Annotated in this window: 19 protein-coding genes and 2 pseudogenes; 12 read left to right on the plus strand and 9 right to left on the minus strand. The window is 41.1% G+C overall.

Annotated elements, in window-relative coordinates; translation table 11 throughout:
* The first annotated feature begins 324 nt into the window (after window positions 1-324).
* Both B1L02_RS21765 and B1L02_RS21770 read left to right on the plus strand, forming a co-directional pair.
* Window positions 325-1,335 (plus strand): nucleoside hydrolase, encoded by a 1,011-nt coding sequence (locus B1L02_RS21765; RefSeq protein ID WP_197696999.1) that lies wholly within the window; start codon window positions 325-327, stop codon window positions 1,333-1,335.
* Between the two features lie 454 nt (window positions 1,336-1,789).
* Window positions 1,790-3,490, plus strand: a complete 1,701-nt coding sequence (locus B1L02_RS21770; protein WP_151208261.1) for a hypothetical protein — start codon at window positions 1,790-1,792, stop codon at window positions 3,488-3,490.
* A gap of 309 nt (window positions 3,491-3,799) precedes the next feature.
* On the opposite strand, the gene B1L02_RS21775 is transcribed toward B1L02_RS21770, so the two are convergent.
* The 5 genes and pseudogenes from B1L02_RS21775 to B1L02_RS21795 all read right to left on the minus strand — a co-directional run bounded on the left by B1L02_RS21775 (window position 3,800) and on the right by B1L02_RS21795 (window position 9,089).
* Complete coding sequence (locus B1L02_RS21775; protein ID WP_088532833.1) at window positions 3,800-4,111, minus strand: cupin domain-containing protein; 312 nt, start codon at window positions 4,109-4,111, stop codon at window positions 3,800-3,802.
* A 131-nt stretch (window positions 4,112-4,242) separates the two neighbouring features.
* Window positions 4,243-4,387 (minus strand): annotated as a pseudogene (locus tag B1L02_RS25250) (IS30 family transposase); the annotation flags it as partial.
* A gap of 125 nt (window positions 4,388-4,512) precedes the next feature.
* Window positions 4,513-5,697 (minus strand): alpha/beta hydrolase-fold protein, encoded by a 1,185-nt coding sequence (locus tag B1L02_RS21780; protein ID WP_088532834.1) that lies wholly within the window; start codon window positions 5,695-5,697, stop codon window positions 4,513-4,515.
* 905 nt (window positions 5,698-6,602) lie between these two features.
* Window positions 6,603-6,971: a VOC family protein gene (locus B1L02_RS21790; protein WP_088532836.1), complete on the minus strand. Its 369-nt coding sequence runs from the start codon at window positions 6,969-6,971 to the stop codon at window positions 6,603-6,605.
* A 297-nt stretch (window positions 6,972-7,268) separates the two neighbouring features.
* A complete protein-coding gene (locus tag B1L02_RS21795) occupies window positions 7,269-9,089 on the minus strand; it encodes a leukocidin subunit S (protein ID WP_088532837.1) in 1,821 nt (606 codons plus the stop codon).
* Window positions 9,090-9,333: 244 nt separating this feature from the next.
* On the opposite strand from B1L02_RS21795, the gene B1L02_RS21800 reads away from it, so the two are divergent.
* From B1L02_RS21800 to B1L02_RS21810, 3 genes are read left to right on the plus strand one after another with little or no spacing between them, the layout of a single operon-like run.
* The gene (locus B1L02_RS21800) at window positions 9,334-10,740 is read left to right on the plus strand and encodes a diguanylate cyclase (protein WP_088532838.1); all 1,407 of its coding nucleotides are present in this window, start codon (window positions 9,334-9,336) and stop codon (window positions 10,738-10,740) included.
* Window positions 10,737-12,065, plus strand: a complete 1,329-nt coding sequence (locus B1L02_RS21805) for a glycosyltransferase family 2 protein (protein ID WP_088532839.1) — start codon at window positions 10,737-10,739, stop codon at window positions 12,063-12,065. Before B1L02_RS21800 ends, B1L02_RS21805 begins: the two co-directional genes overlap by 4 nt.
* 30 nt (window positions 12,066-12,095) lie before the next feature.
* Entirely contained in the window at window positions 12,096-13,184 is a 1,089-nt protein-coding gene (locus B1L02_RS21810) for an HlyD family secretion protein (protein ID WP_088532840.1), read from the plus strand.
* Between the two features lie 91 nt (window positions 13,185-13,275).
* Here the strand turns inward: B1L02_RS21810 and B1L02_RS21815 are convergent, their stop codons facing one another.
* Both B1L02_RS21815 and B1L02_RS21820 read right to left on the minus strand, forming a co-directional pair.
* On the minus strand, window positions 13,276-14,088 hold the full coding sequence (locus B1L02_RS21815; protein WP_088532841.1) for a response regulator transcription factor: 813 nt from the start codon (window positions 14,086-14,088) through the stop codon (window positions 13,276-13,278).
* Window positions 14,089-14,167: 79 nt separating this feature from the next.
* Entirely contained in the window at window positions 14,168-15,043 is an 876-nt protein-coding gene (locus tag B1L02_RS21820) for a trypsin-like serine protease (protein ID WP_223192156.1), read from the minus strand.
* Between the two features lie 395 nt (window positions 15,044-15,438).
* On the opposite strand from B1L02_RS21820, the gene B1L02_RS21825 reads away from it, so the two are divergent.
* Window positions 15,439-15,933 carry a hypothetical protein gene (locus tag B1L02_RS21825; RefSeq protein WP_088532843.1) on the plus strand — a complete coding sequence of 165 codons (495 nt, stop codon included), beginning with the start codon at window positions 15,439-15,441 and terminating at the stop codon, window positions 15,931-15,933.
* 209 nt (window positions 15,934-16,142) lie between these two features.
* On the plus strand, window positions 16,143-17,573 hold the full coding sequence (locus B1L02_RS21830; protein WP_088532844.1) for an MFS transporter: 1,431 nt from the start codon (window positions 16,143-16,145) through the stop codon (window positions 17,571-17,573).
* 125 nt (window positions 17,574-17,698) lie between these two features.
* Here the strand turns inward: B1L02_RS21830 and B1L02_RS21835 are convergent, their stop codons facing one another.
* Complete coding sequence (locus tag B1L02_RS21835; RefSeq protein WP_232003195.1) at window positions 17,699-18,010, minus strand: helix-turn-helix transcriptional regulator; 312 nt, start codon at window positions 18,008-18,010, stop codon at window positions 17,699-17,701.
* The gene (locus B1L02_RS21840) at window positions 18,007-18,711 is read right to left on the minus strand and encodes an AraC family transcriptional regulator ligand-binding domain-containing protein (RefSeq protein ID WP_088532846.1); all 705 of its coding nucleotides are present in this window, start codon (window positions 18,709-18,711) and stop codon (window positions 18,007-18,009) included. The genes B1L02_RS21835 and B1L02_RS21840 overlap by 4 nt, the downstream gene beginning before the upstream one ends.
* Window positions 18,712-18,975: 264 nt before the next feature.
* Here B1L02_RS21840 and B1L02_RS21845 point away from each other — a divergent pair, with 264 nt between their 5' ends.
* From B1L02_RS21845 to B1L02_RS21865, 5 genes and pseudogenes are all read left to right on the plus strand, one after another.
* Window positions 18,976-20,277 carry a TonB-dependent receptor gene (locus B1L02_RS21845; protein ID WP_088532847.1) on the plus strand — a complete coding sequence of 434 codons (1,302 nt, stop codon included), beginning with the start codon at window positions 18,976-18,978 and terminating at the stop codon, window positions 20,275-20,277.
* A complete protein-coding gene (locus tag B1L02_RS21850) occupies window positions 20,232-21,539 on the plus strand; it encodes a TonB-dependent receptor (RefSeq protein ID WP_157757273.1) in 1,308 nt (435 codons plus the stop codon). The genes B1L02_RS21845 and B1L02_RS21850 overlap by 46 nt, the downstream gene beginning before the upstream one ends.
* A gap of 69 nt (window positions 21,540-21,608) precedes the next feature.
* Window positions 21,609-22,502, plus strand: a complete 894-nt coding sequence (locus tag B1L02_RS21855; protein ID WP_088532849.1) for a peptidyl-prolyl cis-trans isomerase — start codon at window positions 21,609-21,611, stop codon at window positions 22,500-22,502.
* Window positions 22,499-23,512: a HupE/UreJ family protein gene (locus tag B1L02_RS21860; RefSeq protein ID WP_088532850.1), complete on the plus strand. Its 1,014-nt coding sequence runs from the start codon at window positions 22,499-22,501 to the stop codon at window positions 23,510-23,512. Before B1L02_RS21855 ends, B1L02_RS21860 begins: the two co-directional genes overlap by 4 nt.
* Before the next feature lie 29 nt (window positions 23,513-23,541).
* Window positions 23,542-25,355 (plus strand): annotated as a pseudogene (locus B1L02_RS21865) (DUF3604 domain-containing protein).

Genomic DNA, 25,355 nt, shown 5'->3' on the forward strand with positions numbered 1-25,355 from the left:
CACGAGGATGCGCAATATGCTCAGTGCCAATTGATGCATAAAAAATATGACCTGTGTGCAATAGGGCAAGTTAGTGGTGGGTGTCAGCGATTTGCGCTATCGCCACGAGGATGCGCAATATGCTCAGTGCCAATTGATGCATAAAAAATATGACCTGTGTGCAATAGGGCAAGTTAGTGGTGGGTGTCAGCGATTTGCGCTCTTCAGCGATTTGCGCTCTCTGTAACAAGTTTGATGTGTGTAATTGTGTGTAACTAATTGTAATATCTTTACTGCTCTTTATTTTCTATATTCCTAACTCACTCACTTAGACAGGAAATGAAAATGAGCAAATTAACAAAAGTTATCATTGATACCGACATGGACTTTGATGATTACATGGCACTAACTTACCTACTTCAACATCCGCAGATAGAAGTATTAGCTATCAGTGTTACAGGCTGTGGAGCCGCTCACTTGTCTAAAGGAGTGGAAAACTTAGCTAACTTTTTGACCTTGTATAGTGATGAAACGCAAAAGCTTCCTATCCTAAAAGGTGCGAATGCACCACTGCGATATAGTAATGTTTTCCCAGCTACTGTCAGACAAGGTGCTGATAGCCATTATCAAGCCACATTCCCTCAAAAGAATACGCAAGCAAATATATATGAGGCGCAAGCGTGGTTAACCGATTACTTTTCGTCCACTTCAGACAAAGTGACTGTGTTATCCATTGGCGGTGGTACAAACTTTGGCCAACTATTACAAACAGCCAAAACTGATAAACAGTTGCAAACGGGTATTTTTAATGCCATAGAGCAAATAGTCATGATGGGCGGAAATCTTACCGATGAGTACATTACGCCTGGTGCAGGTGGTAATATACTCGATACTTTGGGTGACAATCCCTACTATTCAAATGCCGTGGCTGAATGGAATATTTTTATCGATCCGCTAGGTGCAGAAGAGGTTATTGGCTCTGGACTCCCAGTTACTTTAGTTTCATTAAATGCAACATCAGATGTGCCAATTGACAGTGATTTTGTGACAAAACTAAAGCACATTCAGTCGCCACAAGCCCAATTTTTATCTGAAGTACTTGACTATCCCGATAATAAAGAGGGGATCGGTAGCTTCTTATCTTTTTGGGATCCGCTTGCTGCCTGTGTTATTACCAATCCAGATATTGTCTCAACTCAATCCTTTGCGATCCGCATCGAACAAGCCATGAATGAAGAGCAAGATACTTCAGGAAAACTGATTGTGGATGAAGTAGAGGGCACTAAAATAAGCGTTGCAATCTCCGCAAATAAGTCTCTCGTGTACGAAACTTACCTTGCTGTATTCACAGCTTAGTCTGTTTTACTAGTTGCCCACTCGACGTGGGCAAATACCCCATAACGGTATAAAAACTCAATACTGCAATATTAAAGTGTAATCTAATGTAATTCAATGTAATACCAATGTGTCCTACTCAGCACTACAATTCACTCGAGTTATGTCAACCAAACTCATATCCGTCACCGATGATAACTACAGACAAGCTCAGTTTATAGCAATCACATTGAGCAAATGAGCCTTTTTTGATGCGGGGAAATCACGTTATACCACTCGGCTACAGCAAGACTGCCAACTCATGTAGGTAGGGAAAAATTTTATAATTTAGTTGTGTTAAATGAAAGCGCTTAGCCAAGCAAGTATGGTACTTCCTCTTCTTCAAATTGGTTTAAAAATTAATGCGATTACTATTCATTCTAGCTGGCGTGGTGAGCGCCTTCTGTTTGTGTATCAAGTAATAAAAGGAAATAAAATGAACATCAGTACCTCATCAATAGTAAAAGCGGCTGCACTGGTATTGACTGCACTCGCGTCATACTCTGTCGCAGCGAAAGCTGAACCTTGGTACAAACAATCAATGTACAAAGGTCAATATACAGAGTTAAATACTTGTACCCAAACATACCCAAGCTATTGGCAAGACCCAAATCCCAAATTTACAAAAATGTGGAAAGGCCAAACCATTTCAAATGTGCCAACAACTTTATGGGATGAAGGAGTATTCGCACTTTCAGATAAATACCCAAGAAAGCTTGTTGTTGAACCAAAGAAAAATCAGCCTTGGTATGACGCCAAGTTTGATGCGCTATTCGATGAAAGTACTTCGCAACGGGAAAAAAGCAAGCTTGCCAAAGAATACATAAAGCTTGTTTATGCCTATGGCCTTGAAGGGAATGTTGCGGGCAAAGGAAGGGTTGCTTCGAGGGACTTTGATACTTGTGAAAATAACTATAGACCTTGGTTTCACATTCCATTTCAGACTTACGATCCACTTTCAGGGCGAGAGTACATCAGGGGCTTAACACGTGAAGCGCCGGTCACTTTTTCGGTTCAAGATAGCTCAGGTACAGACGCCTCTACCATGTGGGCTGTCGGCTTTTATAATGCCACAGCAGCGTACACTTTAGGGGAAGTATGGCAAGAAGATGGCACAGCCAAATTACCAAAAGAAGGCCTGCGATTCCACGAAGGTGCCGTCATCATTAAGCCATTATTTAATACTTCAACTATCGCTCAAATACCTGTGTTAGCAGGATTACCAAGCTGGAATGCCAATATCTCAGATCCCGCTTACTGTAAATGTAAAGTAACACCAGGAAGCAAAGATAAAGATGGAAACGAGCGTAAAGAGTGTAACTTTATTGAAGAAAGTAAGCAATGTAAGCGTAACAGTCAGGCTTGGGATGATGTAAAACTGCTTCAATTTGATGTTGCCGTCAGAGACGATAGAGCGAAAGATACAGGTTGGGTATACGGCACCTTTGTAGCGGACGGTCAACGCAAAGAAAATGTCAAAAACCCATGGGAAAAAATGACATGGCTGGGACTTATGTGGGGTAACGATACGCCTGCAAAAGGCCATTTAGCGTTTAATACACCGGTAAACCCAAGAATAAATGGCTTTTCAGAGGCAGTGATAAACTGGTCTTTAGTTGATGAACTTAACAAGTACAGTGGCAGTGCTATGACACGCCAAGTTGGACATCTTGGTTGTAACAATCGCTTGAATGGCCCTGCCGATAACACCAATAGCTCTTGTATGTCTTGCCATGGCACTGCTTCTTTACCTGATAGTACGCGTAATACACCACTGATGATCTCACAGTTTGGAGAGCAAACGCCTGAATGTGCGGTACCGCTTATTAATAGCGCAACGTTGGGTAAAGATAGAGGTGGAGACACAGGTAAAATCCATGATGGTATTAACTTCGCACAAATCGATAGCCTGTACTTCGCCAATACAGGTGCTGGTGAATCATTTAATATTCGTGTCAATGGTAAAAGTCTAGCTCAACCTAATTATGATTTTGCTCCGAACAAGAAAGAATGGATCTCTTTGGATTACTCGATGCAGCTTTCTATCTCATTGCAGCAATGGCTAGAGTGGGTTGAAAATCAGCAGCTTGATGATCCTAACGATCATGTTTTAAAAGATTTCAGAGGCCGTAATTAATCTGAAGTATTCGATAAAACAATCATCTAAAGATAACTGAGAGCCACTCCACTGAGCGGCTTTCGCTTACCTTTTATTCAAAGGAATAAAAGATCGCGAGGTAAACTCCTTCCTACTGGAGAGTGCCGTAGGTCGAGATTTATCTCGACAGCATAAACTTCAAAATCAGCTAAGCTTGGTGTAACCATTGCCCGCTATTGGGAAATATGCGACTCTTAGATTTGATGGGACCCTATCAACCGGATCTGACAGTTCAAGTTTAGACCTATCCAATTTAATGGATATCGGTGTTTAACACCGACCCTAACCCTAGACGCTACCTTCGGATTCTATGACCAAAATTCTCGCCTTGCCACGAGGATGGGCAACATGCTCAGTGCCAATTGAAGCATAAAAAATATCACCAGTTTGCAATAGGGTTGATTGCTCAACGCCATTCTCTTTGTATAACATCTCAACCGCACCATCTAACACGACAAAGACTTCTTCACCGTCATTAACGTGCCACTTATAAGGCTGATCAGTCCAATGCAGGCGGGTTGTAATACCATTCATATTGGCGATGTCTTTTGCGCCCCAAGCGCGTTGTGCTGTAAATGCTTTGCTTCTAATTATTTCCATGATGCTTCCAGGTTTGGGTTGTTAACATTCTAAAATCTCTGTCTATTGCTAGATTCATAATGTACAAACGATAGAGTTATTTTATCTAGTCGAAGAGTCGATGGTTTTGGATGTCATCGTTTTTCAATCAATGGCAAGTAATGACTTCGAGTACTATTGCGCCTAACTTCACAACTTATGGCGCTGTGGCTCACTTTTAGCCTTTTTCCTAAAACCTTCGCGTAAGTAGGTCTCAATTTGGTATCTTTGCCCTTCGAACAACTGCTTGTAACTCATGGTATCAACTCTTGTTTTTTGGCGATTACAGAGTACCACCAGCAGGCAGTTGATCTTTTCTCACCGTTTAACCACTAGTGGTGCCCTTATTATCTGAATTTGGAACTCATTAACTATCAACATCTTCAATTTAAATGCTCTTTTATTTCCTTAATTTTTTCTTCTGCATTTTTATTTTCCGGGCTCAGTTCTCTAGATTTTATATATGCATCTAGAGCTAATTTATACTGTTTTCCAAACAAATATGCCTCACCTAGACTATCCCATGCATTAGAAGATTTTGGGTAATACTCAGTATTTAACCTGAAAAAATCAATTGCGACCTGACTATCGGTAGGAAACTGGTTGTCATACAACCTGTTATAACCAAAGAAATTCACTAAGCTCTCTCTGGGCTTGAGGGTTACTCCTAATTTCTCTGAAATTATATTAAAGTGCTCCTGCAGTTCCACTGCTGGTCTAAATCTGATTGCGTCATCGACCATATAACCACTAAAAATATTTTTCAATCCCAAGTAAAAACTCATTATTGGCATTGTATGATGGTTTTGATCAGTACCAAAAGTTTTGGAATGAACGGTTAATCCTTTAATTGGTGAAGCCTCTAATTTATGGATAAATTCACGGACGTAATTTTCTTTAGGATAAAGCGAGGGCACGCGTTCAGATGTTGAAACAAAAAGCTGTCGTTTGTTAAGCTCCTTTTTCGAAAATTCTGTGTAACGTTTAAGCATTATTTGATTATCCCACCAAAGACTCGGATCAATAGCTATATATGCATTAAAGAATTCCGGCGTTTGGTAAAGCGAGTGAATAACAGTTAAACCGGTAAATGAATAGCCTGCTAGAATTTTGTAGTCAGCGGTTTGGTAATCTTGCTCTATTTGGGGTACTAGTTCCGTTTGAATAAACTTTAAAAAATTATCAGCACCTCCTGTCGTTTCTTGCGACTTTGAGACACTTCCACCCCATTGAATAAGTGATTTAGTGGGCGAACTATCACGACCACGGTTCTGACTCACAATCCCAACAAGTATCATTTCAGGAATTTCAGGGCTAGCATCAGAGCTCATTTGTTTTGTAATACCTGAAAAAGCATGGAAAAAGCTATTTAAATTTGCATCAGTGAAATACAAAACTGGATATTTTTTATATCCTTTTGCTTTATAAGAAGTAGGTAAAGATACCCAATATTCCCTACTTTCATTCAGGACTTTTGATTCTATTTCGTGCCTTTTACCAATAACAATATCTTCCGCAAATGTACTTAGCGAAATTAGTGCGCAAAGGAAAAATAATAGCTTTCTCATTGTCACAACTTACTCCTTTGATGATGAATACGCCAAATCGCACTTAACGCCCGTAGCTTGTTAGCATTCCGCACCTTGTAGAGCATGTTGTATAAAAGGCCACTTTTTAACGGGGTATGCCTCACGATCTTTTTTGTAAGGACTGCGAGATTTCGCTTTAATTTTGCATATTCGTTGGCTATGCTGCCATAAAACCATTCGCCAGCTATAGCCAATAAATGATTCATTTCCTTTTCGAATTTTTCCAGTCATGAAGCATAATATTCTTCGAGTACTGCGGCATCCTGCTCATGTGATGAGTTTCCTTTGTGATGCTAACTATCTTCACCTAAGAGCGATTCGGTCGCTTTCTTACCGTTAACCACCTCGAACGTCTACTTAAGGAGTTTTTATCATACTGGATAACTTATTGCTACAAAAAGCTTTCTGCCTTTAAAGCTTAGGTTGCTTGAGGATAAAAGCGATCGGATTGTTCATTTTCCTAACTGAAAAATATGTAGAAAATACGTGACACCAATTACTATTAGCATTCACGCTGACAAATTGAAGTAAAAAAGCATGAAAACACTTCAATCACTTTGAGCAAAAACGTTTATCGGTAGGCTAATTTTTAGCACTCAGCGTATCTATTCACTAAAACTGGGGTATCGCGTACGACAACGCGCTGCAAATACAACAGTAAGATACTCTAGAGTTGAGAATGTGAGTTTTGCTAAGCCAACAAGCGCTCGCAGTTTGTTAGATTCGTCCGCCGTCGTTTTTGCAGTGTTTCACAGTAAAGCTACTAAAACGATGAAAAGTCGTACTAGTGTGTTTTCCTTTTTTCTGCGCAGATTGCGCGATAGGTTTTATCCAGCGGCTGTTTATATAAGCAAGATAATCCCAGCGTATTCAATTTATCGTATTCACTTTGGCGAATGCAGGCCTAATCGATTGCCTTCTGTATCTAAAAACAACGCGAAGAAGCCGCTTTCGTCGGCATGTGGGGTTTTAGGGGTTAGTATTTTCCCTCCGTTTTCCTCTACTTTAGATAGCACAAGCTGTAAGTTTTCGCCTGCGTTTAAATACAGTGTGACGCCGGTGCTGGAAGGTGTGTAACCTGCACCTTGAACAATCACACCTACGGTAGATTGTCTTTCGTAGGGGAGTATCCCCATTCTTATTTCAGGCATATCCATGGTTTCAATCGTTATAGTAAAAATACTGCTGTAGAATTTTACGGCGCGTGTTAAATCGGTTGCCGGAATTTCAAAAATTGATGCTAAGTTATGCATGTTGTCGTCCTTATTTTAGTTTGTGTTGCAGCTAGCACATGGTGTGACTAGCATCGTGGTTGATGGACTCGTGTAGGGCACAACGAGTGCGGGTATAAGATAGAGTGGTTGAGTAACAATCAATTGTAAAAAAGCGACAGCTTCGGCAATATCAATTTCAAATAGTGCGTAAATTGAAGCGTCTTTTTTATCGTTGTAGCCGCCTTAAGGTGAAGGGATTGCATATGAGCTGCAACTTGACAATAAGCCTATTGCTACCCAAAAATACGCTCTCTGGGTAGCAATAATAGTCAGATCTTAATTTTCAGAAATGGTGATTTGACTGTAGTTTACGTCATCGTTTACGGTCCAGGCCTTGAATGATAAATACTCAGCATCCTCAGAGACATTATCTTTGTATACTCGGTATGAAAGACGAACGTGCTCGACACCTTCCGGTAGGTTTAAGACCTTAAAGTCTTTTAAATTAACTTTCAGAGTGTATTTCTCACTATAACCTTTATAAGAAACCGTCACTTTTATAGAACGGATATCGGTATCTTTTTTCGCTGTACCGTTAACAAACTGAACGAAGAGGTGCGTCTGCGAAGTCGTTGGGTTGTCAAAGAAAACCTTACTTGTCACTATGTCCCCTTCATCAGCTTGCGTGCAATAACCTGGAACGTTTTCAAGTTTAAAGATCTTTTTAATAATACATTTTTTGCCTGTGTCGTTTCTCTGTCCCTGTTTATTTCTTGAGATCGTCTTAATACGAGAAACGCGACTAGAATTTGATGTAATAAACCCATTTAAATCAAGACTGGCTTCAAAAGAGTCTGTCACTGCACTACTAAGCCATGCTTGTAATGTTAACTTGGCTCCTTGTTGCGCATTTGGCAGTGATAACCCTTTAATCCATACACTTTGTGCGCCCTTTGGAATGGTGATGTCTGCAAGATCAGACACATCTACGACGGTAGGCCAAGTCGCTCCGCCATCAAAGCTTATATAAACAATCGATGTATATTGCTCTTTTGCATTTTTTAACTCATGTTGGAATTGGATGTTCAGTTTTTCAGTGCCGACACTGTCTTCCATGAAATTGACTTTAAAGACAAATTCATTGCTATACGGAACATAAGTTGACGTTACACTTTCAATACTTGTGAACTCTACTTTGGGGGCTATGCTGATAACCTTCATGGAACGTGGTGATGAAAAATCAAGGTACTCTCCGTTGTTTGCGAGATTGGCCTCAAGCATTTTATTACTAACATTGCCAGTAAATGTAGCGATACGGTTATAGGATAAATTATCCCAATCACTCAGTACGACACCGAGTCCTTCAGGTGCTATAACCTCGACTTCCTGTTCGTAAATATAACTAGGTAATGAATAACCCGAGGTTTCACCTGCTTGTAAACAGTAAAACTCACCCGTCTTTAAACTCTTAATACACGCTTGTTTTAAGCTATCCACTCTAACAACCGACATGGAGCGAGGAGTCGAAAAGTTAAGCGCTTCGCCATTTCGGGCTTGTACGTTTATTAATTGACTATTGCTTTTGTATCCAGTGAAGGTTGCAATTCGATTGTAAGATAAATTATCCCAGTCACTTAGCACTACGCCTAAACCTGGTGGTGCTATCACTTCCACTGCATGCTTATTGATGTAGCTGGGTAGACTATATCCAGAACGCTGTCCTGCCTCTAAGCAAAATTTGTCGCCAGTGTCTAGGCTGCGGATACAAGCTTGAGGTTGGGATTGTGTGCTTACAACCCTCATGGAGCGAGGGTGAGAAAAGTCTAGTTTTTGACCATTTTTTGCCGTTACTTGTTTCAGTTGGGCATTGTTTGTGTAACCAGTAAATGTTGCGATGCGATTGTAAGATAAATTATCCCAGTCACTTAACATTACCCCCAATCCTGGCGGAGCAATTACATCAACTTCATGATTGTAAATATAACTAGGTAATGAATACCCCGAGCTCTCACCGGCTTTCAAACAATATGATTCCTGTGTCTGCCTACTGACAATACAGGCACTGTCGTCACTCATTGCCGCATGTGTAAAAGGGGGGAGAGCTAATATTGCTAAACCCACTAGTTGTAGCGTAACTACTTTATGTATGTTTATCATTTTATAGCCTTAATTTATTAGTTAGTGTAAAGTTTAAGTGAACACCTGTTCTTTTTTTATACTATTTCGTTTTTTTCAATTTTTATATAGTATTTTTGTATGTATATTTCGTTCATAAAGTTTCGGTCTAGTTAAAAAGGATTAGTAATGGAATTGTAATAAATGCTGAAATAGAGCTGTAAGTTTGAATTTGTTGCAATTATCGGAATGGTGAATTTGTTCAGCTCGTTGAAGTGAGGTTGAAATGTCGAGTTTTGATAGTGAAGTAAAAGGCTCAACGTATTTATGGTTGGGTGATGGTTGTACGTCTGATAAAAGCTTTGACAATATTAAGTTTTCTGTTTTTTCCACTTTAGATGACTTGATGGAGCGTATCGAAAACTACTCTCAAGTAGTGCTAATCGTTCTAGGAACGGACGTAGCTCAGCAGAGTCGGGTTTTAATGGCTTTGCGAAGTCATGAATACTTATGGTGCAGCTATATATGCGTTACAAACCAATGTAAGTTATCGGCTGCACTGGCTAATGGTGTTTGGAATGCGCAATGTGTTCCTGAGTATCAGCTATTTCTCCAGCGAAGTAACCGGTTACCGTTAGGTCAAGAATCAATAGAATCCACGATGACAAAGCTATTGGCCTACTTATGGATCTTTAAAGATGCGGAGGTGTTGCCAAACCATGATTCAGGCATAAAGAGTATTTATTCCTATCCTCTTCTAGAAAGTTTTGGCGTAGCGCCACAGGAGACTTTTACTTGGTTGTCAGGTATTCAAAGACGAAAGGTTATTGAACCAAAACGACTAATCGATCGCGTTCGCTTTTGCCGAAGCTGTCGGTCTGGTCATTTAAATTACGTTGATGCTTGTCCTAGCTGTCAGAGCATCGATATTGAGTTAGTTACAAGTTTACATTGCTTCAATTGTGGTCATGTAAATGAGGAGGTTAAATTTAAACATGGCGTAGGCTTAAGCTGCCCTAACTGTAGTGTTCGGCTTCGCCATATTGGTGTTGATTACGACCGTCCCATTGAAAACCAAAGGTGCAATCAGTGTCATAGTAGCTTCGTTGATGCTGAAGTGATTGCTAACTGCTTTAGTTGTAACGAAAGCAATAGTGTAGACGATTTAATTATTCAGAATATTCACAGCTTTGGTATATCTCAGGCAGGCAAAAGTCTAATCAAGTTGGGAGATCGCTTTAATAATGTTCACTTACCAGGGGCAGAAGCAGTTGACTATGCGCACTTTGAATGGCTTGTTAAGTGGCAAAATCAGTTGGGAATACGCCATAAACAACAGCACTCTATAGTCAGAGTTGAGTTGCGTAACTTACTCTCCTTTATCCAAGATTTTGGTGAACTGCGTGCCATACAGCTATTAGATGAATTTGAAAGTCGTATAAATGAAACGATTAGAACGACCGATATTTGCTGTTTAGCTGGTGAACATACGTTATTGCTTATGTTGCCGAATACAACACTAAGCCAATTGGATTCTATTTATACTAAATTAAAAGAGATTAGCGCATTGAAATCGGGTGGAGATATTGCGCTATCGATACGTGCCGTTGGCCTGCCCTCTAATGCCTTGGTGAATGAAGTAGGCAACTGGCTTGACGACGCGTTTAATGACCATGCTGGAGTAGAGCTATGAACCTGATTTCATTATTAGAGCATCTCACAATGCAAATTGTTGTTTGGGTGCAAAGTTACTTACCGTTGTTGGTTTTATTTATTCCTATGTACTTAGCCTACGAGCTCCCGCTTTTTATCCTCATTACCTTTGGGATTTGTAAATGGTTAAAATTAAAAAGCACATATGAATCCACTTCGAGTCACTATTTACCCAATGTAAGCTGCATTATTACTTGTTACGGCGAGGGGGAGGCCGTTAAACAAACCATTATTTCATTAATGGAGCAAACCTATCCTGGGAAAATTGAGATTATTGCAGTAATTGACGGTGCTGTACAAAACAATCATACCTATGAAGCTGCCAAGTATTGTAAGAAAGCCTTTTATCGACCAAATCGTAACCTTGTTCTCTTACCTAAATGGCAAAGGGGAGGGCGAGTATCAACACTGAATGCTGGTTTGTCTTTTGCCACAGGTGAAATTATCGTCAATGTTGATGCTGATACTTCATTTGATAATGATATGTTATCCCACTTGGTACGTTTATTTGAAAATCCAGATGTGCCAGCTGTGGGTGGGGCGCTGCGAGTCCGGAATGTAGATAAGTCCATGTGGACAAAAATGCAGGCGATAGAGTATTTGGTTTCCATGCAAGGCGGAAAGACTGGATTAGCGCAATGTAACCTGATCAACAATATATCGGGTGCATTTGGGGCATTTAGACGTGACTTTTTGAAACAAGTCGGTGGCTGGGATACGCATACCGCGGAAGATCTAGATTTGACCGTACGGATTAAACAATATTTTCGGCGCTATCCAAATATGGAGGTGCCCTATGCAACGGCTTCAATCGCACATACTGATGCACCAAGCACAATAGGGGATTTGATAAAACAACGCTTACGCTGGGATGGCGATTTACTATTTCTCTATTTCAGAAAACATTGGCCGGCCTTTACACCCAAGTTACTTGGCTGGAAAAATTTTATTTTTACGCTTCTTTATGGCTACATACAAAATGTTATTCTGCCATTCGTGATTCTAATTCACTCAGTCGCAATGCTGTTCCTATTCCCATGGCAATTTGCTTTAGCGCTATTCATTGTAATCTATGGCCTATATTTGTTCACCATCAGCTATTTCTACTTTTTGGTTTTAGTCAGTATTTCCGAGAGGCCCAGGCAAGACTTAAAACTAGCCTTGTGGCTACCTCTATATCCAATATACGCATTCTTTATGAGAACAGTATGTTGTTTTGCTTTATTGAACGAACTAGTTCGACGCTCTCACGAAGAGACAAGTATGGCACCATGGTGGGTGCTTAAGCGCGGTGAGAAGTTTTAAACCTTTGAACATATTTCAATAGGTATGCATATGAAACTTAAATTTAAAGGGTCGACTAAAGTTGAACACCCCACCCAAGAGCACGGTATTAAGATCCCTTATACAGGGCCAAAAAGAGTGTCTTATCAATTTAGATGGTATTTATTACTGGTTATTGCATTTAGCCCTGTGTGTATTCTTGCCTGGTTTTACCTTGTCCCTCAGTTCAAAGTTGAAGCTGTAGGTATAGTTACCAGCGAGCCTTTGGTGATCAGTGCCCCTAGCAGTGGCACAGTCGAGAAGGTAGAAGTGGTGTTGGGAGAATTAGTAAAACAAGATCAGAAGCTACTAGAGCTATATAATTTTGAATTATCTGGTCAATATCAAGAAGTGAATCGACAGCTGCTTTCATTAACTCAACAGAAAACGCCATTTACTGATGATATTCTAAGTCAACTAGAAACGAGAAAGGCTGTCGCAAAACATGGCGTGGAACGACAGCAAGATTTACTGGATAAATATAAAGAGTATCAAAAGCGTGGGGTTGTACCTGTATCTAACTTGGCTAGTGCTGTAGCAGCTCTAAATGCGGCTGAGCTTAATTTGGAGCAGACTAAGGTTGATATTTTACGAGAGAAAGAGCGGCAAGACATGGAAAGACTTTACGGCTTAAAAGGCCAGCGCTATCAACAGTTAACAATTGAATTTGCACGTTTGTCGGCACTAAACCAAAGTTTAACTGTTAATACACCGTTTGAAGGTAAGGTGAATGATATATTTGTCCAAGAAGGTCAGTATGTCACGGTTAATGAACCATTGTTCTCCGTCGTGACTGAAAAAACAGTAAAAGTACACGGGTATCTTGCACCTAAGTATTTAGAATATTCAAAAATCGGCCAAAAAGCCGTAGTAAAATTACCGAATGGAAAAAGATTTAATGCGGTAATTAGTGAATACACTGAACTAACGAGCAAGATCCCACTGCAGTTATCAGGGCCTTTTGAAGGCCAAAAGGCAGCATTAAAACTGATATTAAAAGTAAGTTTACCCGCAGAATATCAAATAGAAGGATTACCCATTACGATACTATTTGAAAGAAAGGCTGTAAGTAGCATTGCGGATCTATGGCCAAAGGAGTGACCGCAAGTCCTGAACCAAAGTACGGTTAGCGCATCACGACTTGAGCCAATATTCCAAGCTGATTATTCGTCGACAGGAATAAGTATCGGAGTTATTTGTAAAACAGCAGTGAAAGCGCCATGCTGCTATCATCGAGAAAATCTCGCGGGCTCACGCCTGTGAGTTCTTTAAAGTCTCTAATAAAGTGAGATTGGTCATAATAGTTGCTTTTGTACGCGATGTTGGTGAGGTTGTCTTCACGATTTATGATGAGTGTTAAAGCGCTTTGCAAGCGTACAAGTTTACTTAAATGCTTTGGACTAATACCGACGAGATCTAAAAACTTCCGCTCTAGTTGGCGTCTTTTATTGGGATTTGATTTGGTGATTGCATTAACCGATATATCGCCATTTTGTGCAAAGATAATATCTACCGTTGTTTTTACAATGTGCTCAATTGTCTGCGGATCGCTGAGCTTGTGAAGGAGAAAGGCCTCTAAAATCTCAATCCTTTGACTTGTGTTTCGCGCTTGGATGATACCGCTTTCAAGCTTTGCTGCCTCATCGGGCTTAAACAGTTCGTAAATCGATGTTTCCTTATTTTTTAAGTTTTTCATCGGTTTCGAAATAAAGTGGGAAAAGGCATAAGGAAAGAAGCTGGCTGCAAAGGTGTGAACGTAACCAGTTGGTTGAACATAAAAAGGCGAAACAGTTTGTCCAAGTACCATTGCGCGCGGTTGCAGTATATAGTCATGTTCTGATATATAGCGCTTAATATCGTCGCCCAATATAAAGGCCAGCTCAATGCAGCCGTCGGGAACAATGCGTTGCTTTGCGGCATCTTTATCTGCGGTAATTTCCAGCGTCCAAAAGCAATTGATAAATGAGGATAAATTTTCACTAGGTAAAAATTTTTTGTAATCCATAAAACCTCTGCATCTAGCTATGGACGCTGGTAAATTTAGCAACCGTTTTATGGTCTGCTTTTTAGAAGCGCTATACTTGCTACTGACCTTTATTGATATGCTTATTTATCCAATCTTGGTAATAAGATACACGGGTTAATACTGCAGTTGAACCGTATTTTCCTAAAGTATAATTTTCCAAATCGCCTTCAATTTCTCTCCACGCTGCTAATCCAACCAACACCGGTGTTGAGCCTTGATAAATGATTGCTGCGCCGCCGCTATCTCCAGAACCTATCGTGCCTTCTAACGGTAGCGCATCGGCTCCTTGTTCAAAGGTAAATCTGAGCCAGTGGGCTTTTGCTTCTGTGATCACATTGTTGTAAACATGCATTTGATAGTCGTCTTGAGTGAAAGCCCAATCTGAGAAAAATTTGGTGACTTGATACCATGCATAGGTAGTTAGGCTTGGTCCTTCAGAGTCGTTCTCTTCACCTGTTATCCCCGTTCCGATAGCACCACGACCAAATCCGGTTATTTCCATACCTAACTCTTCATTTCCCTCATATATGGCGATGGGTTGAATGTGTGTCACAGGCTTACTTAAGCGAATTAACGCAATGTCTTTGGCGTTATTTAGCTGCTCCATAAGCGGTGCCGGATCGCCTTCACTCCAATCACCTTCTACCTTTTTGTAATCCGGATGAATTATGATTTGTGCAATTTGATTTTCAACGCCATGTACCATGATAGGTTTGTCTTGGTAGTCATACATAAACGTATAAATAACGTGAGCTGGTGCCAACAACCAATGTTTGTCAATTAACACCGATCCGCCTTGAAATGGCATATCAACATAAAACTGCGGGATGCTGTTAACCTTATATAAGTCAGGGTCAACATCATGTCTTTTGACAACCGCATGGTTCTGAAAAGAGGCAAACATGAGCAAAAAAATGGCAAGGTATTTCATCATTATTCCTTATAGTTGTTATTGTTTCCAAAGTGGCCAATAAAACATCATACGTAAACTTTCTTTTCAATGCATTAATAAATGTACCTATTTTTAAGGCGCTCTCTCCTTCAAAAATATTTGTACGCTCACAAGATTAAAAGAAATAAAAACAAATGTTTGTTGTCATGTTATGGCGCCAAAAATATTGCAAATTAGTTCAGCAACATGATTGATAAGAAATGTGACAGCTGCAATCAAGTTTGTGGGGTAACAGCATTAAGGTGAGGTTGATTTATGTACTCATAGCATGTCGAAGTTAAGGTTTTTGTAATCAAGGGCGAGTTATTGATAGAGGAAAGTCAGTAACCGTTAACCTAGCGCTATACTATTTTGAATCAATTTAAAGGAGTAATGGTATGACAAGGACCGTATTTACACTCATTTTTTTCTTTTGGGCAACCAGTCTTAGCGCTCAAGAGTTGATCCTATCGAAGGTCACCAAGTTAAACGTCGACTCACCTATTATTATTTCGCATGTATCTGAAACGTTAGTGTTGACGTTTGAAGATAATAAGTTGCTTCACGAAACGTTAGATCCGCAAAGGTTTGTACCTGCTGTTGATTTATCTGGGCATGAACATCAATTTGTATGGAGTTTGTTTGAGGTCGACTCAAGAATGAGGTTGCCAGCTTGGCTTCAGGTACTTTCAGAAGAGGTCGCAAGCACCTATCAAATACAGAATGTTCAACAAAAATCTATTCAAGAAATTACGATATTTAGTAGTTATAACAAAGAGGAAGCGCATGGAATAGTGTTTGTTCTTGAAGCGCAAGTAGTTCATAAAATAGAGGTTTTTGGACAACAATTACAGTTTCAAAATGTGATAAATAACATAGCTGCAAGATTCTAATAATCAAAGTGCTGTGCCGTAGATCCAATCACTGCTGCTCAGCACGTTAAGTTACTGGCTTTTCGATTCGCTAAAACTATCTCAGGCTTTGCTGTTAATCCAATTAAGCCAATCAAGCTTCAAACCTAACCACACACTTGACCTCAAGCTCACTTGAAGTAGTACAGTCACCACTTGTTAGCATGGCGCAATGGTAGGAGTGGTAACGCATGTTAGAAGATACAGTAAATACAGAGGGTCAAACTGCTCTGGGAGCCGGACAAAAGCGGGTGTTGTTCAGCTTGGCTGTGGTACTCATTTTGCCAACGCTTGGCATGAGTAGTATCAATGTCTTGTTGCCAACACTTGCTGAGGAGTTTGGCGTGGGGCAGGCATTGGTGAATTGGGTCGTTGTGGCATATTTGCTTTCGCTTACCGCATTTATTCTTGGTGCTGGCGCTATTGGAGATAGGGTTGGCCGAAAAAGGGCGCTTCGCATTGGGATTAGTGTCTTTTGCGTGGGCTCCATTGTCGCTGGGCTGAGCGTAAATCTTTGGATGTTGATTGCTGCTAGACTGTTCCAAGGCATTGGCGCTGCGCTGTTATTATCCCAAGTGTTTGCGCTGGCAAGTGTTGCGATGCCAAAGCGTAAAGTTGGACTTGCGATGGGGTTACTCGGTACTACCGCTGCGATTGGCACGGCTCTGGGGCCATTGCTAAGTGGCGCAATGCTAGAATGGTTATCATGGCAGTTCACTTTTTGGTTGATGATATTGCTCGGTGGGACAGCTTACTTTTTAATAGCAAGGTTTCTGCCTGATGATGTCGCAAATCCACCCGAGCTACAGCGTTTTGATGTTATTGGAAGTGTATGGCTGTCGGCGTCATGCCTATTTTATGTGTTGGCTATGCCGTCGAGTAGTTCGTTTAGTCTTGTCTTGCATAGCGTATTTTTCTTATTTGCTGTGGCTTTTATCTACTGTTTTGTACAAAGTCAAAAGCGCGCTCAATTTCCACTTGTGAGTTTGGCTTTTCTTAAACACAGGCTACGCAATACCTCGTTAATCGTGAGCTTTATAGTTGACGCCATTGCGATGTCGACATTAGTTGTCGGGCCTTTTTATCTCACTTATGCGTTAGGGCTGAGCCCGGTCACGGTTGGTCTTATTGTGTCTATTGGACCTTGTATTGCTGCTGTCGCAGGTTATCCGTCAGGTGAGGTGGTTGATCATTTTGGTATCGCGTTTGCCATGTTTTTGGGCTTGCTGATGATCCTCATTGGGACAATTAGCTTTGCAATCTTACCTTCATTATTTGGACTTTATGGCTATGTTGTGGCGTTATTTTTGTTAACTCCCGGAAGGCAGTTGTTTTTAGCGGCTCACCATACCTTTGTGATGACGACAGTAGCCGAAAAAGAAAAGGGTATGGGATCAGGGCTCATTAATTTATGTAAAAACTTAGGGCTAATGACCGGGGCTTCATTACTTGGTGGTGTATTTAGCCTGTTATTGCAGGCACAGAGTGCGGCCTTGGCAAGCTCTGCACAACTTAATATGGCATTTTCACTGACCTTCTTACTCGCTGCACTGTTTGTTTTGGTTTCGCTCGTTGCCGTATTTGTAAATAGTCGAAAGGAAGGTTTAAATAGTAGTACTTAACGTTGTTTATAAAATGCTTGCGTTATTGCTTCTTGGAGCATCGCGAGTGTCACATAATTTTTTGCATCGGAAGCTATTAAATCTGCTTTGTTTTATAAACAAATAACCAGCGTTTGCAGATTATTTTATTGGATATCCTTTACCCGGTTTTTATAATGATTTGGTGATACACCAAACCATGTTTTGAAGCTACGACTAAACGCTGAAAGCTCTGAATACCCTAAGTTTAATGCCAATGTTGTCATTGAAACATCTCCCAATTGTAGCATTCTTAGGGCTATTTCCTTTCTCGTTTCTTCTAATAAATCTCTATAAGATGTTTGATGCTCTTGAAGTGTTCTTTCAAGTTTCTTTGGGTGTAACCCTAAGCTCAAGGCGATATTTTTCTTGTTGCAATCTCCCGTAGATAGAAGCATGTTGATTGCATGACGGATCACGGCAACGTTAATTGGTTCTGTGGTGGGTCATTTTGACGAAATTGATTGGCTATGATGTCATTTATCAGGTTTATCGGCATTTGGGGTTTGTACATTAATACTTTTGACGGGAAACGTAAGGCATCCATTTCTTGCTCAAACTGAATTTTTTGTTTGCATACGGCTAAAAAATCATGATTATTGAAAAAGGGATTTGGCTGGCGAAAATAAATGCAATCAGCTTTCCAATTGTTGCCAACCATATCTTGAATTACGCGGAAAATCAGACCCAAACTGAGTTGCACAAGTTGTGTGTAATGGTGCTCTTTGTCTATTAACAACTCAAACTTAATCATACAATAGTCTGTTGCCTCTTCTACGATATCAAAAGAAGCACCTTGTGCATGCATATAAGTATATCTGCGTGCAACCTTTAGTGCGTCACCAATTGTATTCTGTTGACACATATAAGCACCGATTAGCCCTATAGTAGTGATATTTTGTTTTAAACTGAGTGCTGCACCAAAAGTTGGAAAATTGAGATGCTTTGCTGAGTTTTCAAGTAAATCACCAAGTTGGTGATACAAAATCATGTTGTCTGGGTTATTTAACTGCGCTGGAATAATATCAGCAGCAGTGAGCAACGCGATGGGATCTCCGCCCAGCTCATTGACCAATTCAACATATCCAGATAGAGACGCTGATCTAACAAAATACTGCATTATCCCTCCTTATTTAGTAATCATCATTTCTTATGGTTAACGTTAATTATCATTATTTTTATATATTTATCTGTTTTAGGTTCTTTTCTGTCTCTAAATGTCAATTTAATGTATCAAATTGTCAAGTAATTACCGTGAGTTTAGTGCTAAAAATAGAATAGTTATCATTAATAAAAAGAACTAACTCATAAGAATTACATCACTTTTTCTAGTGAAATAATGATGAGTACGTCAAATTCGAAAGACTAAGGTGGGGGAATTGCTATGATATATGACCAAGGTTTAACGGCTACCAAAACATTAGCAAGTGCAGTAATTTTAAGTACGCTGAGCTATAAAGCGGTAAATGCTGAAGAACTTGAAAACACCAAGTCTACTAAATTAGAAAGGATCATCGTTACATCACAGAAGCGTGTCCAACCTCTGCGAGAAGTGCCCTTGTCTGTTTCGGCAATGAACGCTGACAAAATGGAACAGGTCGGCATTGAGCGCATGGAAGATTTATCTTCATATATTCCCAATTTTAAAGTCGCAAAAGATTCCCTCGCTGATCGCATTAATATACGTGGCATGCAGTCAGGTAACCTAGCAGGCTTCGAACAGTCAGTAGGTACATTTGTTAACGGCATTTACAGGGGGCGCGGTGCTCAATCACGTTTCTCATTTGTTGATGTTGAACGTGTCGAGGTAATGCGTGGGCCGCAGAGTATATTATTCGGTAAGAATACCGTCGCCGGCGCTTTAAATATTACAACAGCGAAGCCAGACGAGACTTTCAATGGCAGAGTCTCGGTGGCTTATTCACCGACGTTTGGGCAAACAGAATTGAGTGGCATGGTGACTGGTACATTGTCTAGCGGCCTCAGAGGTAGAGTCTTTGTTATGTCAAGGGAGATGGATAAGGGATGGGTATACAACAAATACTACAATAGTGACACTCCCCAAAGTGACGAAATGATGGGACGATTAACGTTAGAATGGGATGTCGCAGACAACTCCTTGATGACGCTTGTTTATGAGGCTAACGACTTTGATATTAGCAGCTTTCCACATGCCATGAAAAAACCTGGGTCGCTGACGTCATTAGGTTCATTTTCAAGTTATACAGCGTCATTTATTGGTAATAGCGATCCGGTGATTGATTTTGGTTCTAATCAAACAATGATTGGGGATTCAAGTGAATTTACATTAATAAGTGAATCTAACTTTGATGCTGGTGATTTAACCATTACGGCGGGCTACTCGGTTTACCAATTTGACCGCAATTTAGATGCCGATTATTCAGGGTTGGATGGTTTGCGTTTCAGCGACAGTGAGGATTTTAGTCAAAGTAGTCTCGAAATTCGTTTTGCCTCAACAATTGGCAGTAAATTTGAGTACATGACGGGGTTGTATTGGCAGCATCAAGGTTTAGTGCTAGACGGATTGTCACTCTTTAACATTCCAACCTTACAGCAGGTATTAATGGGGGGTGTAAGCAAGGAATTAGTGCCTTTGGAGGGGATTTTAATAAGGTCTACGTGTCAGGAAATGTGGGAGCTACCGGAGCTGGTGTTATCGGTTTAGGTGGTTTCGCTTCATTAGTTAATGTGTGTGGTACCGCAGCGGCATTTGACGGTATTCCAACTGGAGTTGGACGTTATGCATTGTTAGATCAGGATACTGACACTTTGGGTATTTTTGCCCAAGGTACTTGGCACATATCTGAGCAATTGCGTGCAACTGTTGGTGTGCGATACACCAAAGAAGATAAGACAGGCGCCAAAGACGGTTATGCAACAGACTTTACTGTAAATAACCGCACAGAATCATCGAATCCGCTAGTGATCGCGGTTTCTCAACAAGTTGGCGAATTTGCAACACACCACTTCACCAGTTCAGATCCAGGTATGAGGCGAAGTGAGAAAAGCCCAACTTGGTCAGTTAACATCCAATACGACGCAAGTGACGACACAATGACTTATGCTACCGCAAGTACAGGCTTTAAGTCCGGTGGCTTTAACTCTTTTTATATGCGTAGCCCCCAGCGAGGCAATGTCGCTGACTCGAGAGACGCCTCATTTGAGGATGAAAATGTGTTGGCGTTTGAACTTGGGTTAAAGACGGAATTGTTTGAGGGGACTGCAGAGTTAAATATGGCTGTATTTCACTCAACTTTTGACGATATTCAGGTGTCGGTATTTAGTGGGAATACGACCTATGAGGTAAAAAATGCAGCTAAAGCGGTGAGCTATGGTCTTGAGATCGATGGCCGTTGGCGTGCAACGGAAGCATTAACTTTGACCGGGGCGATAGGGCTACTTAACTTTGAATACGATGAGTTTATTAATCAAGCCTGCACCAGTGATCAATTTATTGCCCAAAGACAGGCGCTATTTGACTCCGCTACTGGTGATATCGCTTCACAAATTGGTATTGCCATGGGTTATAGCAATGCTAACTGTGCAATTGCAGGCATCAACGATATGTCGGGACGCACCGCCTCGAACGCCCCTAAGTCTACTTCGTCATTAACGGCGAATTACATTACCGATTTTAGCGACTTCGAACTAAATTCAAGTTTAGATTTGAATTATCACAGTTCGGTATATCGAGTAGATGACCTTGATCCTATCGGTAAAGAGCCATCACAAGTATTCCTCAATGCCAGCATGACACTTTCAGATTTAGAGGAAGGTTGGTCTCTCACATTAACGGGTAAAAACCTAACAGATGTAAAGCACTTTGACTACATCAATGACGTACCGTTATTTTCTGGTTCACATAATTTCATGCCGCTTGCAGGGCGCTCTTTTGCATTACGATTCGATTATACATTTGGTGAATAACCAAGAGGTTGTTCAGGTTTTGTGGGGATGGACTTTCTTTAATCAATAAACTTTTAAGGTCTTGTGATTATGGTTTCATTATTGCGTCAACCGCTCGCTCAGTTTCTACTTGTTGGCTTTACATTATTTATCGCGTATCGCCAGTATGTAGTTCCGACACAGATCCAAGAGCGGACTATTGAGATCAGTGATCAACGATTAAAAAATTACTGGCAATTCCGAACCAAACGCTTCGACGCAGAGGCGGTTGAGGTAGAATTTGGCATCTTATCTTCGACTCAGAAGCTGCACTTAATCCAAGACTATGTCCGTGAAGAAGTGTTGTTTCGAGAAGCAAATAATTTGGAATTGGCAAAAAATGACTTTGTTATTCGCCAACGTCTTATTCAGAAAATGGAATTTCTTAGTCGTGACTTTGCTGAGGCGGAGCTGTCAGAAGCGCAGGTAAATTCATACTATCAAAGCCACCAACAAAATTACCGTAAACCTGCATCATTAACATTTAGCCATATATTTTTTAGCAATACTGCTGATATTGCGCAACAAGGAAGACTAGTTGAATTACGAGCGCAGCTGAATGGTGAGCAGGTGACGCCAGAGCGTGCTGGCGACCTTGGTGAAGCATTTCTATACAACCGTCATTATATGAAGCGTAATGTTGACGTGGTTAAAAGCCACTTTGGCTCACTGTTTACTCAAAACCTACAACAACTGCCGGTCACGAGTGGAAAATGGTTAGGACCTATCGCATCGGAACATGGTTGGCATCTCGTATTTTTGTTAGATAGAGAAGCCGCGAGGTTACCAAAGTTTGATGAAATTAAAGATAACGTTATTGCTGATGCCCACAACTTTTATCGTAGGAAGGTTTCAGATGAACTGATAGCGGGGCTCATTGATGGTTACCACGTCGTTAATTTAAGCAGCGTAATGGTCAACGAAGTCAAGGGGGAAACTCAATGATGCAGAACAGTCGAATTTTGTTACTGTGTTTGACCATGTGTTTGGTTACCTTTAGTCAGCAGATCCATGCTCATGACGCTCGGCCCATTGTGATTGAAATAAATCAACGTGCGCAATTGGCAGATATTAATATTAAGGTACCAGCGTCATTGTCAGCTGATTCATTACCGAGGATAACCATTGATGCTCAGTGTGAGGGAAAGGCGGAAAGTCGCCTCCGACATCAATCTGGCGCGTTTCTCATGTCACAAACTGTGCAGTGTGAACAGTCCATAGCAGGTCGTCAACTCAATATCCACTTTCCAGCCAGTAACCCGTCATTATCGACTCTGGTTACTGTGAACCTAGAGAATGGTCAACAGCATTCGCAATTATTAGCACCACAGCAAACTGATTGGCAGATACCAAGCGAAGAAAACGCTAGAGGAATTGTTTGGCAATATACTCAAATGGGTGCTTTACACATTTTTGCAGGTTGGGACCATCTATTATTCGTATTGTGTCTAGTGATACTAGCTGGCAGCCTACGTCGCATTGCTATTACCGCTACGGGCTTTACCTTTGGTCACTCAATTACGCTGATCGCCACAGCACTCAATTGGATTCGTGTACCGACAGCGTTTTGCGAGATATTAATTGCTTTGAGCATTGTGTTTATGGCGGTAGAAATTGCAAAAGGAGACAAGCTGTTATGGGGTTATCGCCAACCCGTATTGGTCGCTACTAGCTTTGGCTTGATACATGGCTTTGGCTTTGCTGCAGTTCTCGATGAAATTGGCTTACCGCAAGTAGAGCTATTTTGGGGGTTGGTGTCTTTTAATGTTGGTATAGAGCTGGGTCAGCTCACCTTTATTATCACTGTTGTTACTGTCTTCAAAATCGCTTCTCAGATCCCTTTGCTGCAATGGGTAAAACATATTCCTTCTCAGACTTATATCTACGTCATTGGCAGTGTCGCAGCGTTTTGGTTTTGGCAACGCTCAATATCACTTTTTTATCCAGAGGTATAAACATGCACAAGATAAACTCTTTAAAACTGATGGTGCTCTTTCTATTTATTCTGGTGGGAGAGGTAAGAGGAGTCGAACGCCAGTTATTATGGGGTGATACACATTTACATACATCATATTCTATTGATGCGTATTTAATGGGTAATAAAGATGCCACGCCGGATACCGCTTATCGCTTCGCTAAAGGTTTACCTGTGGTGCACCCTTACTCCGGGGTTAAAGTGCAGACCAATACCCCTCTTGACTTTTTAGTCGTGTCTGACCACGGTGAATATTTGGGGATCATTCAAAAAGTGTTTGCGGGTGATCCGTTATTAATGCAAACGGAAATAGGTCGACGTTGGAACCAGTTAGCGAATAGTGGCAAAGGGCGACAAGTATATTTTGAAGCGTTGGGTGAGCATGCTAATAAGCGTAAACCTTCGCCAGAATTGCAACAAGAGGATGTACGAGCGAGCGTATGGAGTGAAATTGTTGACGCGGCTGAGCGTCACTATCAACCGGGTAGCTTTACCACCTTTGTTGGTTGGGAGTGGAGTTCAATAACTGATGGTGCCAATTTGCACCGTGTCGTAATTTCGGATGCGGATAAAAGCTCAGCAAAAGCATTTCTACCTTACACCTTATTTGACAGTGACAAACCAGAAGATCTTTGGCAATGGCTAGAGCAAACATCGGCACGAACTGGGGTGGATTTTGTAGCTATTCCACATAACTCAAATATCAGCAAGGGGCTAATGTTTCCGATAACAGATAGTAACGGTAGTCCAATTGATATAGGTTACGCCAAAACCCGCATGCGCTGGGAGCCGGTCGTGGAAGTCACGCAAATAAAAGGAGATTCGGAAACACATCCAAGTTTGTCACCCAATGATGAGTTTTCGGGGTATGAAAAATATGAACAAGCGATGCAAGTTGGAGTGCAGGGACCGGTAAAAGAAGAAGACACAAAAGCTAATTATGTTCGTTCTGCACTGCGTCGTGGTATTGAGTTGCAAGAAGAACTCGGCGTTAATCCCTATAAAGTCGGTATGATAGGTGCGTCTGATTCACACACTGCGCTTTCTACTGTAGAAGAAGATAACTTTTGGGGGAAAATGGCGATAGATTCTACCCCTGCCAATACTTTAGATCCTTCTAAGATTATTATCCCACCTCATTCAACAGGTATGGATATGAGTGCTGCGGGTATCGCCGGTGTATGGGCTGAAGAAAATACCCGTGAAAGTATCATTGCGGCATTTAAGCGTAAAGAAGTATATGCAACCACAGGGCCTCGCATTCGGTTACGTGTATTTGCCGGTTACCAATTCACCGCCCAAGATGCAAGTCACCCTGACTTAGCTAGAATTGGGTATGTCAAAGGCGAGCCTATGGGCAGCGACCTACCGATAGCGCCAGACGGGCAGGCACCAATGCTTTTAATTGAGGCCGTTAAAGACCCACAAGGGCAGCACTTGACCGTGTACAAGTGATAAAAGGATGGGTTGATTCTCAAGGGCATAGCCACGAAAAGATCTTTGATGTCGTTTGGTCGGGCGATCGCAAAATAAACGCCAGCGGCAAGGTGCCTAAAATAGAGAGCACTGTTAATCTAACCACCCTCAATTATGATAATCGAAGCGGATCGTCTCGTTTAGCGAGTGTTTGGCAAGATCCCGAATTCAAACCAGAGCAACAAGCCTTTTACTACGTACGGGTGTTAGAAATTCCAACACCCAGACATACCCTATATGACGCAGTCGCTTTAAACGTTAAGCACCCCAAGCATTACCCCACAACAATACAAGAGCGCGCTTATAGTTCACCTATTTGGTATACGCCATTGAATAAGGAGAAGTAG

Source organism: Pseudoalteromonas piscicida, from assembly GCF_002208135.1.
GTDB lineage: Bacteria > Pseudomonadota > Gammaproteobacteria > Enterobacterales > Alteromonadaceae > Pseudoalteromonas > Pseudoalteromonas piscicida_A.

Coding starts and splice junctions, on each gene's coding strand:
- B1L02_RS21765 (WP_197696999.1), top strand. CDS start 325: ATGAGCAAATTAACAAAAGTTATCATTGATACCGACATGGACTTTGAT.
- B1L02_RS21770 (WP_151208261.1), top strand. CDS start 1,790: ATGAACATCAGTACCTCATCAATAGTAAAAGCGGCTGCACTGGTATTG.
- B1L02_RS21775 (WP_088532833.1), bottom strand. CDS start 4,111: ATGGAAATAATTAGAAGCAAAGCATTTACAGCACAACGCGCTTGGGGC.
- B1L02_RS21780 (WP_088532834.1), bottom strand. CDS start 5,697: ATGAGAAAGCTATTATTTTTCCTTTGCGCACTAATTTCGCTAAGTACA.
- B1L02_RS21790 (WP_088532836.1), bottom strand. CDS start 6,971: ATGCATAACTTAGCATCAATTTTTGAAATTCCGGCAACCGATTTAACA.
- B1L02_RS21795 (WP_088532837.1), bottom strand. CDS start 9,089: ATGATAAACATACATAAAGTAGTTACGCTACAACTAGTGGGTTTAGCA.
- B1L02_RS21800 (WP_088532838.1), top strand. CDS start 9,334: ATGTCGAGTTTTGATAGTGAAGTAAAAGGCTCAACGTATTTATGGTTG.
- B1L02_RS21805 (WP_088532839.1), top strand. CDS start 10,737: ATGAACCTGATTTCATTATTAGAGCATCTCACAATGCAAATTGTTGTT.
- B1L02_RS21810 (WP_088532840.1), top strand. CDS start 12,096: ATGAAACTTAAATTTAAAGGGTCGACTAAAGTTGAACACCCCACCCAA.
- B1L02_RS21815 (WP_088532841.1), bottom strand. CDS start 14,088: ATGGATTACAAAAAATTTTTACCTAGTGAAAATTTATCCTCATTTATC.
- B1L02_RS21820 (WP_223192156.1), bottom strand. CDS start 15,043: ATGATGAAATACCTTGCCATTTTTTTGCTCATGTTTGCCTCTTTTCAG.
- B1L02_RS21825 (WP_088532843.1), top strand. CDS start 15,439: ATGACAAGGACCGTATTTACACTCATTTTTTTCTTTTGGGCAACCAGT.
- B1L02_RS21830 (WP_088532844.1), top strand. CDS start 16,143: ATGTTAGAAGATACAGTAAATACAGAGGGTCAAACTGCTCTGGGAGCC.
- B1L02_RS21840 (WP_088532846.1), bottom strand. CDS start 18,711: ATGCAGTATTTTGTTAGATCAGCGTCTCTATCTGGATATGTTGAATTG.
- B1L02_RS21845 (WP_088532847.1), top strand. CDS start 18,976: ATGATATATGACCAAGGTTTAACGGCTACCAAAACATTAGCAAGTGCA.
- B1L02_RS21855 (WP_088532849.1), top strand. CDS start 21,609: ATGGTTTCATTATTGCGTCAACCGCTCGCTCAGTTTCTACTTGTTGGC.
- B1L02_RS21860 (WP_088532850.1), top strand. CDS start 22,499: ATGATGCAGAACAGTCGAATTTTGTTACTGTGTTTGACCATGTGTTTG.